The organism is Marinobacterium sp. YM272 (assembly GCF_050908845.1).
Classification (GTDB): domain Bacteria; phylum Pseudomonadota; class Gammaproteobacteria; order Pseudomonadales; family Balneatricaceae; genus Marinobacterium_D.
This window is the reverse complement of record NZ_CP194171.1, coordinates 588008-604038: the sequence shown is the minus strand read 5'-3', so window position 1 is coordinate 604038 and position 16031 is coordinate 588008. Positions and strand designations below refer to the sequence as shown.

Below are 16031 nucleotides of genomic sequence, written 5' to 3'. Positions count from 1 at the left end.
GATGCCTTTTTTTTCAGGAGATAGCGGCAATGCTGAGTGTAAACGAGTATTTCGACGGCAAGGTTAAGTCGATCGCATTTGAAGGCCCGGATGGCCCGGTTACTTCCGGTGTGATGGCACCCGGAGAATACACGTTCGGCACCAGCCAGAACGAACTGATGAAAGTCAGCTGCGGTGAAATGGTCGTGCGCCTGCCCGGCAGCACTGACTGGCAGTCTTTCCCGGCCGGCACCGAGTTCAGCATCGCGGCCGATCAGTCCTTCGACGTCAAGGTCAGCAAGACCACTGCCTACCTCTGCTTCTACAGCTGATTGCCCGGGCCGGCGTTCAGGCGCCGGCCTCCCCTCTGTAATATCCTTCAAGACCAGCTGAGAAATTTTCCGCAACACTGCCTTGCCTATACCACCTATATTCAAGGGCTTGTGTTACAATGCGACGCATTCTTGCCACCGGCCGACATGCTCGGCGAAAGTTAGGAACCCGTTGCAGATGATGAGCAAACCCACCTCCCTCGATAAAAGCAAGATCAAAATCCTGCTGCTAGAGGGCGTGCACCAGTCCGCGGTCGATACACTCAATGCCCAGGGCTACACCAACATCGAGTTTCACACCGGCTCGCTGCCCGAAGAAGAACTGCTGGAACGTATCAAGGATGTCCATTTCATCGGCATCCGTTCACGCACCCAGCTGACCGAAAAAATCTTTCAGGCTGCTGAGAAACTGGTCGCCGTCGGCTGCTTCTGCATCGGTACCAACCAGGTGGATCTGGATGCGGCTACCCGCTGCGGTATCGCCGTATTCAACGCGCCCTACTCCAACACCCGCTCAGTAGCCGAGCTGGTGCTTGCCGAGGCGATCATCCTGCTGCGTGGCGTCGCTGAAAAAAGCGCCAAAGCTCACCGTGGCGTCTGGCAGAAAAGCGCGAAGAACTCCTTCGAAATCCGCGGCAAGAAGCTGGGTATCGTCGGCTACGGCAGCATCGGCTCCCAGTTGAGTGTCCTCGCTGAAGGCCTGGGCATGCATGTTTACTTCTACGACGTCATCACCAAGCTGCCGCTCGGTAACGCCACCCAGGTCAGCTCCATGGCCGAGCTGCTGGGCATGTGCGATGTCATCACCCTGCATGTGCCGGAAACCGCCGCCACCAAGGATATGATGAGCCAGGTGCAGTTCGACCAGATGAAAGATGGCGCGGTATTCCTCAACGCCGCCCGCGGCACCGTGGTCGACATCGATGCGCTCTGCAACGCTCTCTCCAGCGGCAAACTGCTGGGTGCCGCCGTGGATGTATTCCCGGTTGAACCGCGCAGCAACGATGACGAGTTCATCAGCCCGCTGCGCGAATTCGACAATGTCATTCTGACTCCGCATGTGGGCGGCTCCACCATGGAAGCCCAGGAAAACATCGGTTATGAAGTGGCAGAAAAGCTGGCCAAGTACAGCGACAACGGCTCTTCCATCACCTCCGTCAACTTCCCGGAGGTTGCGCTGCCGGAGCACCCCAATGCGCACCGACTGCTGCACGTTCACAAAAACGTTCCGGGCGTACTTTCGAAGATCAACAACATCTTCTCCGAGAACGATATCAACATCTCCGGTCAGTACCTGCAGACCAACGAGAGCGTGGGTTATGTAGTGATCGATGTGGATGCCGATTACTCTCACCTGGCGCTGGAAAAACTGAGCCAGATCGACGGTACCATCCGCTGCCGCCGACTGTTCTGATCCGCCAGCTCCAGTAAGCAAACGCCCGGCCTGAATGCTTAACAGGCCGGGCGTTTTACGTTTCAGACGCCAGTAACGCCTCTATCTGCTGAAACACCTGCTCCCGCCAATAGGGCGCCTCATTGACCAGGTTGTGGCGTGCTTCGTCGATAACCCGCTGCTCTCCGTGAGGAAACAGCCGGGCCAGTACCGCCAGGTTATGCCGCCACTCCACGGTGTCATCCTCACTGCCCTGAATCACCAATGGACGCCAGTCACCGGGGCGCTGCTGTTCAATCCAGTCGATCCAGGTAAGCATCGCGCCCACCCAGCGCACCGACAGCCAGGGGTGCTGCAGCGGATCAACCTGTTGTACAAACCTGAGGAACTCCGGGTCATGGGAGTTACTCTTATAGAATCGCTTAACACGTTTGAGCCAGCGCCTGAGCCAACGGTATTTGAAACGGATACTGCGCCAGTGGGTCGGTCTGACCAGCGGTGCGAGCAGTATCGGGCGCGCCAGATCGGCTGCGCTGAAGGCGGTTTCACGCAACAGCAGCGTGGTGATAATTGCGCCACCGGTACTGTGACCGATCAGTGTCAGCGGTTGCGAAAGGCCGGCACGCAGTTGCCGCACCAGAGCGGTCAGCTGATCGGTATAGCGAAAAAAATCATCCACATCATGGGGCTCACCTGCGGAGAGACCATGTCCGGGAAGATCGTAGATCACCACGCTCCAGCCCCGCTCGAACAACCACTCCACCAGAGGCCGTGTCAGCCCGGCATGATCCGTATAACCGTGTACCAGCAGCGCGGTCCCGGCGCTGGCATCAGGCTGAGCAAACTGCTGTACCACCAGATCGACCCCGGCCAGCTCAAGGCAGGCAAGGCTGTATTCAGCCCGTGCAGCCAGCTTGGTAAAGCCGTAGCAGGCCAGGTACGCCGCCAGCGACTCATTGACCGGCACGGGATCGCTCAGCTTCTGCGGCAACTGACGTCTAAGCCCGGCGGCATCAAAACCCGGCACCGGGATATTCCGGCTATAGTCGCTCATGGCTACTTCCCAATCCCTAAAGGTTTAACCACAATATACAACGGTACTCTTCTGGTACGGCGTCTCAAGGGAGCTCTTACTCATATGGTTAACTCTTCACGCCCCGGCCACGGGCTTGCACTGCTGCTCGGGCTATTGCTGTTCACCCTTGCCGGCACCAACAGCGCTGTCCAGGCTGCACTTCCCGCCAGCGGTGCTATCGCCTCCCAGCTGGAGAAGCTGAACCCGGATGATACCAGCCCCGCCACCCAGGCTCTGCGTGAAGCCTATGAAAAAACCCAGAGCGCGCTGGAGTCACTAACTAACCTGGAGCAGCGCACCCAGACACTCAATGAGCAGATCGCCCGCCAGCCGGAACAGCTGCAACAGCTGCGTGACCAGCTGGCCCTGCCGCCGCAAGAGCTCGATATCAGCGCAGCGATCAATGATATAGACCGGCTTGAACAGCAGGTTACCCAGACCAAGGCGGAACTGGTTCAGCAGGAACAGCTGCGCGATGAGCTGGACAAGGCCGTACAGAAGAACGACGAGCAACTGATCAACCTGCGTGCCGAACTGGCACACCTGAAGCAGAGCCCCCCACCCTCGGAAAACCTGGGTTCAGACCTGCCGGATAACCTGCGCGAAGCGCGCCGCACTCTGGAGGAGGTGCTCACTCAGGAGCAGGCCCGTCGCGCCCAGACGCTTGAGCTGGAGCTGCTGGTCCTGCCCGGCGAGAACGAGCTGAGCCAGCTCAGGCTGGCCCTGGCGCGACGTAAAGTCAGCCAGCTTTCCAGCGCCCTCGACGAGATGCAGAGCGTCCTGGGTAAGCAGAGACGCAGTGAACTGGAAAGCACGCTGGCCAGCGTTCAGCCGGCACCGGATAACCTGCCGAAGCCACTGGCGACGGTCAGCGACCAGAACCGCACCGACAGTGACACGCTGCGTCAGCTGGTGCGCGAGCTTGAAACGAGCAACAACCGCCAGCGGGAGCTGGAAAACCGGCTGTCACAGATTGGCGAGCGCTACCGGCTGGTCAAACAGCAGCTGGAGCTGGATATCCCTCAGCTCAGTGCCGATCTGCACCGTTTTGCGCGCCAGTTGATCCGCCCCATCGATCTGGAGAAAACCCGCGCCGATATCAGCCGCCTGCGACTGGCCAAGCTGAACGACGACCGCGATCTGCTTAACACCAAACAACTCAAGGCCGACCCGCCCGTCGAGGTCAAAGCGCTGGGCCAGGATGCACTGGATCAGTATGACCAGATCATGGAAAACCGCGTACGTCTGCTGGAGCAGATTCAGCAGACGCGCCAGCAACTGATCAACCTGCGCTCGCAGATGCTCAGCACCCAGCAGCAGATCAACGAGCAGCTGCAGCAGGCGCGCGCACTGGTGGACCAGCACCTGCTCTGGCAACCCACCATTGCACCGATCAGTACCCAGTGGCCGAGCGACCTGATTGAAGGCCTGAGCCACCTCAGCGACCGACTGCACGACTTCAACACTGATACCTCCCTGCTGCGCGGTCAGATCCCGCTGTGGATGATTATCGCCGTAACCCTTCTGTTCACAGCCCTGTCGGTGTCACTGCGCCGCCACCTCAAGGCGAACCGTGAGCGCTGGCATGAAAGCATCGGCCGTGTCACCCAGGACCGCTTCAGCCGCACCCTGAAACTGCTGGTCGGCGCGCCGATCATTGCCGCACCGATCCCGGTGCTGGCGCTGCTGCTGGAGCACGATCTCAACCCCGCGCACCCTTTGCACGACCCGTTAAGCCCGCTGCTCTTCCTGATCGCATCCTTTGTGTTTATCGCCCAGTCCATTCGCGGCTGGCTGGTCACGCCGTACGGGCTGCTTAGCGGCCACCTGGAGCTGCCAGCCAGACTCTGCCACATACTTAACCGGGAACTGCAGATACTCTGCTTCGTCAGTGTCCCGCTGCTGGCCGGCCTGATTATTGCCGATGGCATCGAGGAACAGGCTCTGCTCTCCTCCGGTGGCCGCCTGCTGTTTCTGCTGCTGACCCTGGCGCTGACAAGGTTCTGGTGGGTGATGTGGAAAACCAGCAGCGCTTTCAACCAACTCTCGGCGGAACCCAGGTGGTGGCAGGATTCGCGCCTCTGGATCGGCAGCATGATCGGCTTCAACCTGGTGATGTTCGGCCTGGGACTCGCCGGCTTCCTGTTTGGCGCCCTGTTCCTGATGTTGATCTTCGCAGCCGTCATTTTGCAGATCGCCCTGGTCTTTATGTTCTACCGCCTCGGTGTGCGCTGGCTGCAGATCGAAGAGCGCCAGCTGGCATTTAAACAGGCGCTGGAAAAACGCGCCGAGCTGCTGGCGGCACGGGAAAATCCGGAGGAGGAAACCCCGGTCGAGGAGAACTACTACGACCTCAAGACCATCTCGCTGCAAACCCGTACGCTGTTGAAAATCAGCAGCATCGCCCTGCTGGTTCTCGGCCTCTGGCTAACCATGGGCGATTTCCTGCCCACGCTGCATATTCTCGATCGAGTGCCGCTGTGGAACACCTACCAGAGCACGCCGGATGGCCAGGTGCTTGAAGCGATCACCCTGGCCGATATTGCCGGCGGTCTGCTGATACTCGGCCTGACCCTGCTTGCCGCCTACAACCTGCCAGGCCTGGTCGAGCTGCTGATACTGCGCCATATCAACCTGACCCCCGGCAGTAACTTCGCCATCACCACGCTGTTGAAATACTCGTTGATACTGTTCGGCACCATGTCCGGCGTAAGCCAATTCGGCCTGGAGTGGAGCAAACTGCAGTGGCTGGTCGCTGCCCTGGGTGTAGGTCTTGGCTTTGGTCTGCAGGAGATCGTGGCGAACTTCGTTTCCGGCATCATCCTGCTGTTCGAAAAGCCGATCCGAATCGGTGATACAGTCACCATCGGTGATGTCACCGGCAATGTCTCGCGCATCCAGATCCGTGCTACCACGCTGGTAGACTGGGACAACAAGGAAGTGATCATCCCCAACAAGACCTTTATCACCGAGCGGCTGATCAACTGGTCACTGACCGACGCCACTACCCGTATCGTCCTGACGGTGGGCGCCGCCTACGGCAGCGATACCGAAAAGGTGAAAGAGCTGCTGGTACAGGCCGCTGAAGAACACCCGGATGTGCTGGACGAGCCCGCGCCCAGCGCCTATTTCCGCGCCTTTGGCGCAAGTTCACTGGACTTTGACCTGCGTGTTTATGTCAGCCGCATGGAGGACCGGATCCCGGTGACAGACGGCCTCAACCACCGCATCGACCGGCTGTTCAAGGACGCAGGTATAGAGATCGCTTTCCCTCAGCTGGATGTGCACCTGTTCTCCAACCCGAAGCAACCGCCTGAAGCGCCGGAGCAACGCTGATCATCGCCGCCGGCGCCGCGCCAGAGTGCCGGCCCGGCTCGCGTCGAAAACAGCCGCAGAACAGCTGGGGGTGTTGCTTAATACGAAAATGAATCATTTGTTTCAGGAATGCATTTATAGGATTATATGGAACACCACCTCCCGCTATCGAGGCTGAACAGCGGCTTCCCCCTAGTAAAAAAACAACAAAAACACGCGCTAAAATCTGAAAAAAGCTGGTAATCGTGTTGCCAAATAACACGAAAATACTTCTTTTTCATACTTTAGGCCAAGAGGGGTTACATCTGCGCTGAATTGCGCTATTTTCGCATTGCACAATGCAAACGCGCATTGCTAACCCAAAGTTCTGGCCACGCAGCCTCGCAGGAGCCGGGAGACAAAAACACGAAAAAGAGGCAGTCCTCATGAGTCAACGCGTACAGGTTGGCGGCCTTCAGGTCGCTGAAGATCTTTATAACTTCATCAACAATGAAGCCCTGCCGGGCACAGGCGTGGATGTGGACGCCTATTGGGCCGCATTCGATGCCATCGTGCATGACATGGCGCCGCGTAACCGTGAGCTGCTGGCCAAACGCGACGAGCTCCAGGCCAAGATCGATGACTGGCACCGCCAGAATCGCGGTGAGTTCGATTTCACCGCCTACACCCGTTTTCTGACCGAGATCGGCTACCTGCTGCCGGAAGGTGAAGACTTCAAGGCCACCACCAGCAACGTGGATCCGGAGATGGCGACCATGGCCGGCCCACAGCTGGTGGTGCCGGTGATGAACGCCCGTTACGCGCTGAACGCCGCCAACGCCCGCTGGGGCAGCCTCTACAACGCCCTGTACGGCACCGATGCCATCGCCAATGATGGTGGCGCTGAAGCCGGCAAGGAGTACAACCCGGTACGCGGCGCCAAGGTTATCGCCTTTGCGCGCAAATTCCTCGACGATTACGCTCCGCTGGAACAGGGCTCCCACAAGGATTCTACCGGCTACAGTATCGAGAACGGCAAACTGAGCGTCAGCCTGGCTGACGGCAGCGCATCCGGGCTGAAAGATCCGTCACAACTGTTTGGCTTCAACGGCGATGCCGCCCGTCCCAGCGCCATCGCGCTGGAGCATAACGGTCTGCACTTTGAAATTCAGATCGACGCCGACGACATGATCGGCAAGACCGACGCGGCCAACGTCAAGGATATCCTGATGGAATCCGCGCTCAGCACCATCATGGACTGCGAAGACTCCATCGCTGCCGTCGATGCCGAAGACAAGGTACTGGTTTACCGCAACTGGCTCGGCCTGATGAAGGGCGACCTGACCGAAGAGGTCAGCAAGGGCGGCAAGACCTTCACCCGCCGCATGAACCCGGACCGCACCTACGCCGCGCCGCACGGTGGCGAAGTGGCGCTGAAGGGGCGCAGCCTGATGTTCGTGCGTAACGTGGGTCACCTGATGACCAACCCGGCGATCCTCGACAAAGAGGGCAACGAGATTCCGGAAGGGATCATGGACGGCCTGGTCACCACCCTGATCTCGGTCCACGACCTGAAGGCCAACGGCCCGTTCCGCAACACCGTCACCGGCTCCATCTACATCGTCAAGCCGAAGATGCACGGTCCGGAAGAGGTCGCCTTCACCAACGAACTGTTCGAACGTATCGAAGATGCGCTGAGCCTTGATCGCTACACCATGAAGGTGGGCATCATGGACGAGGAGCGCCGTACCACGGTAAACCTGAAAGAGTGTATCCGTGCCGCCAAGGAGCGCGTGGTGTTCATCAACACCGGCTTCCTCGACCGCACCGGCGACGAGATCCACACCTCCATGGAAGCGGGCCCGATGATCCGCAAGGGTGACATGAAAGGCGCCGCCTGGATCAAGGCTTACGAAGACTGGAACGTGGACACCGGCCTCGCCTGCAACCTCAGCGGCCGCGCCCAGATCGGCAAGGGCATGTGGGCGATGCCGGACCTGATGGCCGGCATGCTGGAAGCCAAGATCGGCCACCCGCTGGCTGGTGCCAACACCGCCTGGGTACCCTCACCGACCGCCGCCACCCTGCACGCGCTGCACTACCACAAGGTGGATGTGTTCGCCCGTCAGGAGGAGCTCAAGTCCCGTCCGCGCGCGGCACTGGAAGATATCCTCACCATTCCGGTGGCGCAGAACCCGGACTGGAGTGCCGAGCAGATCCAGGAAGAGCTCGACAACAACGCCCAGGGTATCCTCGGCTATGTCGTGCGCTGGATCGACCAGGGCGTAGGCTGCTCCAAGGTACCGGATATCAACGATATCGGCCTGATGGAAGACCGCGCCACCCTGCGTATCTCCAGCCAGCACCTCGCCAACTGGCTCTACCACGGCGTCTGCTCCGAGGCACAGGTGATGGAAACCATGCAGCGCATGGCCGCGGTGGTGGACCGTCAGAACGAGGGCGATCCGGAATACCGCCCGATGGCTGCGGACTTCGACGGTTCCGTCGCTTTCCAGGCCGCCTGCGACCTGGTCTTCAAGGGCCGCGAGCAGCCCAACGGCTACACCGAACCGGTACTGCATCGCCGTCGTCGCGAAGCCAAAGAGAAGTACGGCGCCTGATCACTGAATCAGCCGCGTAAACGAAGGCCCCTTCCTGATCCGGACGGGGCCTTTTTTCTTCAACTCCCGCATTGATGACGCCCCTCTCCCTCGCTGCCTCCATACGTCATGGCAAGGGCTCGCGGCTGCCATCCTTCATCCATAGCAGGGCGCCAAACCCCGCAAACGCCGCCAACGCCAGCAATCCCGCCGGTGCAGACGACAGCCCGGTCTGATGGATCAGCCAGGTGGCGGTCATCGGCGTCAGCCCGCCTATCACACCCAGCCCGAGGTTATATGCCACCGAGTAACCGGAAAGACGGTCACTGGCCGGGAACAGCTCCACAAACATCGCCGGCGCCGATCCCAGCGGCACCGCAATCAACGCCACCAGACTCACCTGCACCAGCAGCGCACGCCAGATATCACCGCTGCCAAGCAGTTCATACAGCGGGATCGCAGCCAGCGCCATCACCAGCATCGCCGCGGCAATAAAGTGGGTCCGTCGGATGTAGCGATCGCCCAGCCAGCCGCTCAGCGGGATCAGCGCCAGCAGCAGCGCGGTCGCGCCGGTATTGATCATCAACGCCAGATGCCGCGGCATGCCGGTCTGACTGTGCAGCCACTCAGGCAGATACACCAGCGGCAGGTAGAACACCACGCCATAGGCGGAGGCAAACAGAATCGCCTGAAACATCTCCCGGCGGTTAGTTGCAAACGCCTGCAACAGCGGGGAGGTTTCACAGCGCTCACGATGGTGACGCTTAAAGTGCTCAGAATGTGGCAGGTTGCGGCGCAGCAGGATCGAAATGCCGCCAATTACGCCACCCAGCAGAAAAGGCAGCCGCCAGCCCCAGGCATCCAGCGATTGAGGATCCAGCAGACTGGTCGTGGCAGCTGCAGCGCCCGAGCCCAGCAGCATACCCACAATGCTGCCGGTATTGGCCCAGCTACCGGATATTCCGCGTCGCTTATCCTCCGCGGTCTCGACCAGATAGGTGACCGAACTGCTGAACTCGCCACCCACCGACAGTCCCTGCACCAGCCGTATCGCCACCAGCAGGACCGGCGCCCAGATCCCGATGGTATCGTAGGTGGGCAGACACCCCAGCAATACCGTGGGCAGCGCCATCAGCGTCACCGAGATCAGCATGGTCGTGCTGCGCCCGATCGTATCGCCAAGCCAGCCAAACACCCCGGAGCCCAGTGGCCGCATCAGGAAACCGGCGGCAAATACGCCGTAGGTTGCGATCAGTGAAGCGGTACTGTCTTCACCGGGAAAAAACAGGCCGGACAGAACGCCGGCCATGTAACCGTAAAGGGCAAAGTCGTACCACTCCACCACATTGCCGATAAATCCGGCCAGCAGCGCCGTGTGCCTTTTACTTACATCCATCCCGAACCATCCATTCATCAACGCAGACAGGCCCGCTCCCGTACAGGGCAAGGCGCGTCAGCACCTTCAGTCTAGACAAGGAAACAGTCAGGCTGGGGAATACCGGGAAAACCGTTCAACATCCCGTTCGATGCCATCATTTAGCGACAAAAATGAGATTAGGCACTTAAGGTTCATTTAAGCCTGCCCGCCTACATTGGTTCCCTGAAATCACCTCAACAGCATAGGAACACGCAATGAAAAAATTCCTCGCTTTATCCGCTATCGCCTTTGGCGCCGTTTCAGGTACCGCCTTCGCCGAGGATCTCTGCAATGTCCCTGAAGAGCAGTGGCAGAGCATGGACGCCTTTGAACAGGCGATCACCGACAAGGGCTGGAAGATCAAGAAAACCAAGGTCGACGACGGCTGCTACGAAGTTTACGGCTGGAATGAAGAGGGTGAAAAAGTAGAAGCCTACTTCAATCCGAAAACCTTCGAACTGGTGAAAATGGACGACTAAACAGAGGCGTTACGCATGAAAACCACCGTTAAAGTCTGGGATCCGCTGGTCCGCATCTTTCACTGGTCACTGGTGACCTGCTTTGCGGTGGCCTGGCTCAGTGCGGATGAATGGCAGGACCTGCATGAAGTGGCCGGCTACAGCGTGATGGGCCTGCTCGCCTTCCGCATACTCTGGGGGCTGGCGGGACCCCGCTACGCGCGGTTCCGGCATTTCCTGCGCTCACCGTCCCAGGTGATCGATTATCTCAGGGATATCTGGCAAGGGCGTGAAGCTCGCCATATCGGCCATAACCCGGCCGGCGGCATGATGGTGCTGGCATTGATACTGGGCTTGTCACTGCTGACCTTTACCGGCTGGCTCTACACCACCGACCAGTTCTGGGGCGAAGATTGGGTGGAAGAAACCCACGAGCTCCTCGCCAACCTGCTGCTGATGCTGGTGGGCCTGCACCTGGCCGGCGTCATACTGGCAAGCCTCAGACACAGGGAAAGCCTGGTCAAGGCGATGCTGACCGGCCGAAAGCGGGCGCCTTCAGAGCACGATATCAGCTGACACCCGGCAGGTTCCGGCTTGGCCAATCCAGGCCGGCCTGTTTACACTCGGGGATCAGATTTCTGGATGGATCCCCGACGTGAAAATCACCTTCCTGGGCACCTCGTCCGGCGCACCGACCAAACAACGCAACCTGAGCGCCACCGCCGTACAGCCGGAAAAGGGCAAACCCTGGATACTGATCGATTGCGGCGAGGCCACCCAGCACCAGCTGCTGCGCACCCCGCTGTCAGCGCAGAAGCTTGAAGCGATCCTGATCACCCATATCCATGGCGATCACTGTTATGGTCTGCCGGGCCTGCTCGCCTCCTGCCAGCTTGGTGGACGCAAGCAGCCGCTGACCCTGGTTGGGCCTGCGGCCGTGCGTGATTTTATCGAGGCGGTCATCAGCACGACGCAGCTGTACCTGGAGTATCCGCTCCACTTTATCGAAGTATCACAAGAGCTGTCGGTCAGCGCAGCGGGATTTGCTATCAGCGCCGTCCCACTGAGTCATCGCACAGAGTGCTGGGGCTACCGTATTGAGGAACAGGATGTGCCACTCCAGCTCGATGTGGAGCGCTTGCGCCGGGAAGGTATCGAGGCTGGCCCGACCTACGCCCGCCTGCAGAGTGGGCAGGATGTCCAGCTGGCCGATGGTCGGCTGTTACGCAGCGGCGATTACACCCAGCTATCGCGCAAGCCCCGTGTGGCCGTTATTGCCGGCGATAACGACACGCCTGAGTGTCTGGCGGCCGCCTGCGAGCGCGCGGACCTGCTGGTCCATGAAGCCACCTATACCGAAGCCGTACTCAAGCAGGTGGGACCCGAGCCTCAGCACTCCAGCGCCGCCCGGGTCGCCCGTTTTGCCGAACAGGCCGGTATCCCGAACCTGATTCTGACCCATTTCAGCCCCCGCTACGCCCGCACGACCAGGCGCCCGGGCGATCACAGCATCCGCGAGATCCACGATGAAGCCGGCCAGTATTATTCAGGGCAACTGGCACTGGCCGAGGATCTCGGAGGCTGGCTGCTGAGTCGTCAGGGGCTGCTGTTGCCGCTGTAACAAGGCTCAGATCGCCCGATCGAAGTAGAGGTCCAGCCGGGTCAGATCAGCCACCTCGTTGAGATAGTTCTGTACCTGTTCCGGCCACACCAGGCCCTTTATCAAGGTCAGGCTGCGCAGCGTCGGAAAGACCTGCACGTCATCCCAGCTCAGTTTGCCCGCACGTTCGGACGGCAACGTCAGTGCGGGCAGCTGAGCCAGCGCTTCATTCACAGCGGGCAGGTACTCTTCAGTTCTGGCGAGGGCCGCGTCGAAACTCTCGTCGATGATCGCCTCTTTCTTGCCACGGAAGTATTCCCGTGCGCTTTCGGTGGCAAACTCTGGCAGACCTAGACGCGTGATCCGGGCAAAGTTGAGCGCCAGCCGGGCATGCTGTGTCGGCGCGAGAATCTCCGCCACCTGTGCCGCCAGCCCCGTTTCGGGCAGTATTTCCTGTTCAGGCTTACCGATCTCATCCAGCTTGCGACAGATATCCAGGCTTTCCCCGATCACCAGACCGTCTTGCTGCAGCACCGGCAGCATCTTTTTGCCGATCAGGTCGAAGCAGCTTTTTTCATCATCGTTGAGCAGTACCACCCGCTCAAAGGCCACTCTTTTGTAGCCGGCGACCATCGTCGCACGCACACAGAAGGGACAGTGGTCATAGATGTAGATTCGGGTCATGACACATCCTTTTTTTGATAATGACTATTACACTCATTCTAAACACGACCGCAGCCGCGGTTTCCAGTGGTACCAGGGCTGCAAACAAAATCTGTAAGAAAAAATCCAAATCCGGTCTGTTAAAGTAAAACCATAAAGCCGCCCAGCCGGAGGAATCAGAGTGAGCAAGTCAGCGCAGGCCCTGTTCGAATTTATTCAGCAGCATCCCCGGTTGCTGGTGCTGACCGGCGCCGGTATCAGCACCGATTCAGGCATCCCCGATTACCGCGATCGCAACGGCGAGTGGAAGCGCAAGCAGCCGGTGCAGCATGGCGAGTTTATGCACAGCCACACCACCCGGCAGCGCTACTGGGGGCGCAGCCTGATCGGCTGGCCGGTGATCCAGCAAGCCCGCCCCAACAATGCCCACCACGCGCTGTCAGCGCTGGAGCAGCGCGGTCACATCGAGCTGCTGGTAACCCAGAACGTGGACGGCCTGCACCAGCGTGCTGGCTCCAGCGCCGTCATCGACCTGCACGGCCGCGCCGGCGATGTGATCTGCATGAGCTGCGACTACCGCTGCAGCCGCGATGACGTGCACCGTCGCTCGGCGCTAATGAACCCGGCATTCATGCAGTACACGGCGACCTCGGCACCGGATGGCGATGCCGATCTGGAGGTGGATTTCAGCCACTTCGAGGTACCCGGGTGCCCCGGCTGCGGCGGCATCCTCAAACCCGATGTGGTGTTCTTCGGCGATAACGTACCGAAAACCCGGGTCCAGGAAGCCCTGGGCGCATTGGCACGGGCTGATGCCCTGCTGGTGATCGGCTCGTCACTGATGGTTTACTCCGGCTTTCGTTTCTGTCGCCGGGCAAAGGAGCAGAACAAACCGATGGCCGCACTGACCCTGGGCCGCACCCGCGCCGATGAACTGCTGGACCTGAAGCTCGATGATCCGATTGCGCCGACACTGGAGCAGTTGTTGCTGCTACTGGGTCCATTGACACCTCAGAGCTGCCCCTGCACAGGAACCATGCTGGCCAAGTAACTATTGGAGATCAGGGTTGCGGGCGTGACCTGCTTTAGCGCTGAAGCCCGAACCCCGGTCCTGGGATCAGGACGAAGAACAGGTTGCACTGCAGGTTCAGAGAACTCGGTATCAGTGCCGGATCGGCGTAGCAGGCCAGGGCCATTGTGACCCAGGCCTTAACGACCAGCCAGACAGTCGGCAGCAGGGGCGGACAGCAGGTGCAGACCCGAGCATCCACACCTTAACGCCCTCCTCCCTCAGCGACGAACGCGATGCCCGGTGCTGAACATGCGGGATAACCCGCCGTTTAAAGCTGCGGGGTCCAGGTCAACGACAGCAGCGCTGTGCGGCCAGGTTCGTTGTACGGATAGTTCGAGACTGTCCAGTCCGGGTTGTAGACGCTGTACAGCGCTGTCGCGTACTCCCGATCCAGCAGGTTATCCACCTTCAGTGCCAGTTTCAGATCGGGACGCACCTGCCAGCTGGAGCGCAGGTTGACGATACCGTGACCATCGATCTCCTGGGTGTTGGCAGCATCATTCCAGGCCCGGCTCACCAGCAGCCAGTTACCCCCAACGGAGAATTCGCCGAACTGGCGGTCCAGATCCAGGCTCAGCGTGCGCTTGGCGCGACGTGCCAGTGTGGCGCCGGTATCACGATCTTCCGGATCGATAAGGCTCAATGCCAGGCTGGCGTCCCAGCCCTGCCATTGCTGCTGCAATGCCAGTTCAAAACCATCGATACGGGCAGACCCGATGTTCTGTGGCGTGTAGCTGGCATCGAGGACAATGGCGTCATCGAGATCGGTACGGAACAGCGACGCCTGCAACTGAGTCGACGGCGTCAGTTCACTACGCCACTTCAGCTCATAGCTCTGTGAGGTTTCCGGCTGAAGGTCCGGGTTGTCATAGCCCGGATAGTAGAGGTCGACAAAGCTCGGCGCGCGGAACCCTTCACTATAGGATAGGGTTAGCGCATTGCGGGTAGTAACCGGCAACGTCAGCGCCGCACTCCAGCTGTCCTCGCTGCCGTAGATTTCGTTATCGTCCACGCGCACACCGACTTCGGTACTGAACTGCTCGCCTTCATAACGGTGCTGGATGAAGCCAGCCCGGTTCCAGCGTGATGTTTTTGCGAAGCTGTCGTCGTAGCCGTTTAGGCGCTCATCGTACCAGTCCGCACCCAACGTCAGTTGCTGACTATCGCTGAGCTCAATGCGGTTGATCGACGCCAGCGAATCGCGATAGGTGTTGAACGCACTGCTGCCAGGCACATCATCGAATTTGGAGAAGCGGCGGTTTTCGGCATGGCCCAGTTCCAGGCGGCTGTGCCAGCGCTCTGTCACCTGGGCGTTCACAAAACCCGACAGGGTGCTGAGCTGGAACTCGTCGTAGGGATAGGCACCGAGCCAGCCCTGATCGTATTCACTCTCGCCCTGCTGATCGAGCAGGCTGACGCCCGCTTCGACCCGATCGTTAAAGCGGTGGCTCAGGCTCGCGCTGAGAGCATTGTTGCGATAAGCATCCTTATCGCTATCAGCCGGATTCGCCGGCACGGTGGAACGGTCAGTGTCCTGAGTTTCATCAGAACTCAGGTTCAGGCTGAAACGGGTGGCATCGTTACCACCGGACAACCCCAGGCTGCGCTCCCAGGTACCATAGTTGCCGTACCCCAGATGCACACGCCCCTGCAGACCTGGACCATGACTGCGACGGGTAAAGATCTGCACCACACCACCAATGGCGTCGGAGCCATAGATCACCGAACGGGCCCCGCGCAGCACTTCGACACGTTCGACCTGGTCCACGCTCAGAGCTTCCAGCGCGGCGGTGCCACTGTCAGCGCCATTGATACGCACCCCGTCGATCAGAACCAGGGTCTGTGCGGATTTGGTGCCACGGATAAACAGGCCACTGAGGCTGCCACGGCCACCGGACTGGTTGACCTGCACGCCGGGAACGCGCTGGAACAGCTCCTGTACGCTGGAAGGCTGCAGGCGATCGATATCAGCACGGGTAAATACAGTAGTGGTGGAGGTTTCCTGCGCTTCCGGCTGTACCTGCCGTGAAGAGGTCACCACGATGGTCGTCAATTTCAACTGTTCGTCGAAGGTTTCGCTTTCAGCAGCAAAAACGGATACGGGCGCCAGCGCTACGGCCACCGCCAATGGAGTCAGTTTGTTCATGT

13 protein-coding genes are annotated in these 16031 nt (G+C 59.8%); 8 read left to right on the top strand and 5 right to left on the bottom strand.

The annotated features are described in order from the left end of the window. Positions 1-29: 29 nt before the first annotated feature. Positions 30-311 (top strand): pyrimidine/purine nucleoside phosphorylase, encoded by a 282-nt coding sequence (locus ACQUQP_RS02840; RefSeq protein WP_432697303.1) that lies wholly within the window; start codon positions 30-32, stop codon positions 309-311. Between the two features lie 181 nt (positions 312-492). Then, a complete protein-coding gene (serA, locus tag ACQUQP_RS02835) occupies positions 493-1725 on the top strand; it encodes a phosphoglycerate dehydrogenase (RefSeq protein WP_432698664.1) in 1233 nt (410 codons plus the stop codon). Between the two features lie 55 nt (positions 1726-1780). Here serA and ACQUQP_RS02830 read toward each other — a convergent pair whose 3' ends face one another. Further along, positions 1781-2758, bottom strand: coding sequence for an alpha/beta hydrolase (locus ACQUQP_RS02830; RefSeq protein WP_432697302.1), 978 nt, complete (start codon positions 2756-2758; stop codon positions 1781-1783). An 84-nt stretch (positions 2759-2842) separates the two neighbouring features. Between ACQUQP_RS02830 and ACQUQP_RS02825 the strand changes: the two genes are divergently transcribed. Together ACQUQP_RS02825 and ACQUQP_RS02820 are read left to right on the top strand one after the other, a co-directional pair. After that, positions 2843-6115, top strand: coding sequence for a mechanosensitive ion channel domain-containing protein (locus ACQUQP_RS02825; RefSeq protein WP_432697301.1), 3273 nt, complete (start codon positions 2843-2845; stop codon positions 6113-6115). A gap of 404 nt (positions 6116-6519) precedes the next feature. Then, positions 6520-8694, top strand: coding sequence for a malate synthase G (locus tag ACQUQP_RS02820; protein WP_432697300.1), 2175 nt, complete (start codon positions 6520-6522; stop codon positions 8692-8694). A gap of 106 nt (positions 8695-8800) precedes the next feature. On the opposite strand, the gene ACQUQP_RS02815 is transcribed toward ACQUQP_RS02820, so the two are convergent. After that, complete coding sequence (locus ACQUQP_RS02815) at positions 8801-10069, bottom strand: MFS transporter (protein ID WP_432697299.1); 1269 nt, start codon at positions 10067-10069, stop codon at positions 8801-8803. Positions 10070-10305: 236 nt separating this feature from the next. Here ACQUQP_RS02815 and ACQUQP_RS02810 point away from each other — a divergent pair, with 236 nt between their 5' ends. From ACQUQP_RS02810 to ACQUQP_RS02800, 3 genes are all read left to right on the top strand, one after another. Next, positions 10306-10569, top strand: a complete 264-nt coding sequence (locus ACQUQP_RS02810) for a PepSY domain-containing protein (protein ID WP_432697298.1) — start codon at positions 10306-10308, stop codon at positions 10567-10569. 15 nt (positions 10570-10584) lie between these two features. Further along, positions 10585-11124: a cytochrome b/b6 domain-containing protein gene (locus ACQUQP_RS02805; protein ID WP_432697297.1), complete on the top strand. Its 540-nt coding sequence runs from the start codon at positions 10585-10587 to the stop codon at positions 11122-11124. A 79-nt stretch (positions 11125-11203) separates the two neighbouring features. After that, complete coding sequence (locus ACQUQP_RS02800) at positions 11204-12169, top strand: ribonuclease Z (RefSeq protein WP_432697296.1); 966 nt, start codon at positions 11204-11206, stop codon at positions 12167-12169. Between the two features lie 6 nt (positions 12170-12175). On the opposite strand, the gene grxB is transcribed toward ACQUQP_RS02800, so the two are convergent. Then, on the bottom strand, positions 12176-12832 hold the full coding sequence (grxB, locus tag ACQUQP_RS02795; protein WP_432697295.1) for a glutaredoxin 2: 657 nt from the start codon (positions 12830-12832) through the stop codon (positions 12176-12178). A gap of 160 nt (positions 12833-12992) precedes the next feature. Between grxB and ACQUQP_RS02790 the strand changes: the two genes are divergently transcribed. Beyond that, positions 12993-13862 carry an NAD-dependent protein deacetylase gene (locus tag ACQUQP_RS02790; RefSeq protein ID WP_432697294.1) on the top strand — a complete coding sequence of 290 codons (870 nt, stop codon included), beginning with the start codon at positions 12993-12995 and terminating at the stop codon, positions 13860-13862. 34 nt (positions 13863-13896) lie between these two features. Here ACQUQP_RS02790 and ACQUQP_RS02785 read toward each other — a convergent pair whose 3' ends face one another. Together ACQUQP_RS02785 and ACQUQP_RS02780 are read right to left on the bottom strand one after the other, a co-directional pair. After that, positions 13897-14082: a hypothetical protein gene (locus ACQUQP_RS02785; RefSeq protein ID WP_432697293.1), complete on the bottom strand. Its 186-nt coding sequence runs from the start codon at positions 14080-14082 to the stop codon at positions 13897-13899. 69 nt (positions 14083-14151) lie between these two features. After that, on the bottom strand, positions 14152-16029 hold the full coding sequence (locus tag ACQUQP_RS02780; protein ID WP_432697292.1) for a TonB-dependent receptor plug domain-containing protein: 1878 nt from the start codon (positions 16027-16029) through the stop codon (positions 14152-14154). Positions 16030-16031: the final 2 nt, after the last annotated feature.